Origin of the sequence: Mycobacterium sp. (genome assembly GCF_035697385.1) — a bacterium.
Taxonomy (GTDB): Bacteria; Actinomycetota; Actinomycetes; order Mycobacteriales; family Mycobacteriaceae; genus Mycobacterium.
This window is the reverse complement of sequence record NZ_DASSCY010000369.1, coordinates 1-2,176: the sequence shown is the minus strand read 5'-3', so window position 1 is coordinate 2,176 and position 2,176 is coordinate 1. Positions and strand designations below refer to the sequence as shown.

The following is a 2,176-nucleotide window of genomic DNA, read 5'->3' as shown; positions in this document are numbered from 1 at the left end:
GGCCAACAGCGAGAACGCCAGCTTCAACCAATTCAATCGGGGAAATAACTAAGCTCGCGGCACCTCCCGTTTAGTTCGCCTTCGACCTAGGGTTGATCAATGCTGATCGTTGCGCTTGTGCTCGCTGTCATCGGCCTTGCCGCTCTGGTGACCGCCGTCGTCACCAGCAATGAGCTGATCGCCTGGGTCTGTATCGCCGCCAGCGTGATCGGCGTTCTGCTGCTGATCGTCGATGCGGTGCGGGAACGCTCAAGAGGCGGCGCTGAAGAGTCGGCGGCCGATGCCGACGAAGCTGAGGCGCAGCCCGAGTTCGACGAGGAGTACCCAGAAGAGCCGCTCGTCGCCGAGGAACCCGAAGCCGAGAGCGACGCTGAAACCACCGCGGTCACGACCGAAGTGCGCGACGACAGTGATGACGAGACCGCCGACGAGGACCGCGACGGCCGCTAAACCGTTGGCGTGGCGAGTAATTCACGCACTTCGTCGTCGGTGACCTGGTGGAAATCCTCGAACACCTGGCCGACAGCTTCGAATCCGGGCGGCATGGTCGCGCACACCACGTCGTCGGCTTCCTCGGCGAGCTGCCGGCACGCCGACTCGGGTCCCACCGGCACCGCGACCACCACTTGTGCGGGCTGGGTGGCCCGCACCGCGCGGACCGCGGCGAGCATGCTGGCGCCGGTGGCGATGCCGTCGTCGACCAGGATCGCCGTCATGCCGGCGAGGTTCAGCGGTGGCCGTCCTGGGCGATAGACCTGTTCTCGCCGGTGAAGCTCGACGGTCTCGCGTTCGATCGCGGCCTGCAGTTGTTCGTCGCTGATGCCGAGGTTCTTGACAAGGCTGTCATTGACCACCACACCACCACCGGTGGCCAGCGCACCCATCGCCAGCTCCTGCCACTGCGGCACGCCGAGCTTGCGCACCAGGAACACATCCAGCGGGGCCCGCAGGAACGACGCCACCTCCCACCCGACTGGCACGCCGCCGCGGGCAAGGCCGAGCACGAGCAGGTTGTCCGTGCCGCGATAGGACGCCAACTCTTCAGCCAGGACGTGGCCGGCTTCTCGGCGGTCCCGGAACGTACGCCTCGCATTTCGGCGGGCGAGGCTGCTCCATCCGCTCATCGCAGTCTTTTTCGATATCGGGGACATTTTCAGCGTACGACCGTGGGTGGGTACCCGTAGCGCGACGGAGGCAATCAGCGATGGGCATCGAGCACGACAGCGTTGTCGACCACCCGCTGACCGAGGTGTTCGCCTGGCATACCCGCCCCGGCGCGATGAGGCGGCTGGTGCCGCCATGGCAGCCGATGAAGGTGTTGGCGGAGGCGGAATCGCTGGCCGACGGGCGAGCGGTGCTCGGGCTGCCGGGCGGGTTGCGATGGGTGGCCCAGCATGACCCGGCGGCTTTCGATCCGCCGCACCGCTTCGTCGATGCGCTTTCCTCGCAAGGGCCGTCATCGTGGCCGGCCCGGGTGATCGGCAGGTGGCGGCACACCCACGAGTTCAGCGGGGGATCGACTGGCACGCGGGTGTACGACCACGTCGACACCCCAGTGCCCGCGGCGGCGCTTCGTTCGACGTTCGTCTACCGGCACCGGCAACTGGCTGACGATCTGGCCGCCCATCGCGACGCCGCAGGTGCAGGGGCAAAACCGCTGGTTGTCGCCGTCACCGGGGCGTCGGGTCTGGTGGGGTCCGCTTTGACGGCATTCCTGAGCACCGGTGGGCATCGGGTGATCCGGTTGGTGCGGCGGCCGGCGAGCCAAGAGGGGGAACGGCAGTGGGAGCCGGAGCAGCCCGCACCCGACCTGCTGTCCGGCGTCGACGCGGTCGTGCATCTGGCCGGCGCGTCGATCGCCAGCCGCATCGGGCCGACCCGCAGCCTCGCTGAAGCCGCCGCGCGCGCCGACGACGGCCCGCGCACGTTCGTCAGCGCCTCGGCGATCGCGATTTACGGCCCTGACCGCGGCGACGCGCTGCTGTGTGAGGACAGCGCGCGCGGTGAAGGGTTCGTTGCCGACGTCGTCGCCGGCTGGGAGGCCGCGACGGCTCCCGCCGTCCAAGCTGGGCTGCGGGTGGTCACGGTGCGCACCGGGATAGTGCAGTCAGCCCGCGGCGGCCCGCTGCGGGCGTTGCGCCCGCTGTTCGCCGCCGGGTTGGGCGGGCGGCTGGGC

Annotated in this window: 3 protein-coding genes; 2 read left to right on the top strand and 1 reads right to left on the bottom strand. The window is 68.9% G+C overall.

Annotation, left to right across the window (positions count from 1 at the left end):
* The first annotated feature begins 99 nt into the window (after positions 1 to 99).
* Entirely contained in the window at positions 100 to 450 is a 351-nt protein-coding gene (locus VFH65_RS30605; RefSeq protein WP_353327080.1) for a DUF308 domain-containing protein, read from the top strand.
* Here VFH65_RS30605 and VFH65_RS30600 read toward each other — a convergent pair.
* Entirely contained in the window at positions 447 to 1,124 is a 678-nt protein-coding gene (locus tag VFH65_RS30600; protein WP_414688549.1) for a phosphoribosyltransferase, read from the bottom strand. The two genes, VFH65_RS30605 and VFH65_RS30600, sit on opposite strands and share 4 nt — an antisense overlap.
* Positions 1,125 to 1,204: 80 nt before the next feature.
* On the opposite strand from VFH65_RS30600, the gene VFH65_RS30595 reads away from it, so the two are divergent.
* A partial coding sequence (locus VFH65_RS30595; protein WP_353327078.1) for an NAD-dependent epimerase/dehydratase family protein occupies positions 1,205 to 2,176 on the top strand: 972 nt, incomplete at its 3' end.

Coding starts and splice junctions, on each gene's coding strand:
- VFH65_RS30600 (WP_414688549.1), bottom strand. CDS start 1,124: ATGAGCGGATGGAGCAGCCTCGCCCGCCGAAATGCGAGGCGTACGTTC.
- VFH65_RS30605 (WP_353327080.1), top strand. CDS start 100: ATGCTGATCGTTGCGCTTGTGCTCGCTGTCATCGGCCTTGCCGCTCTG.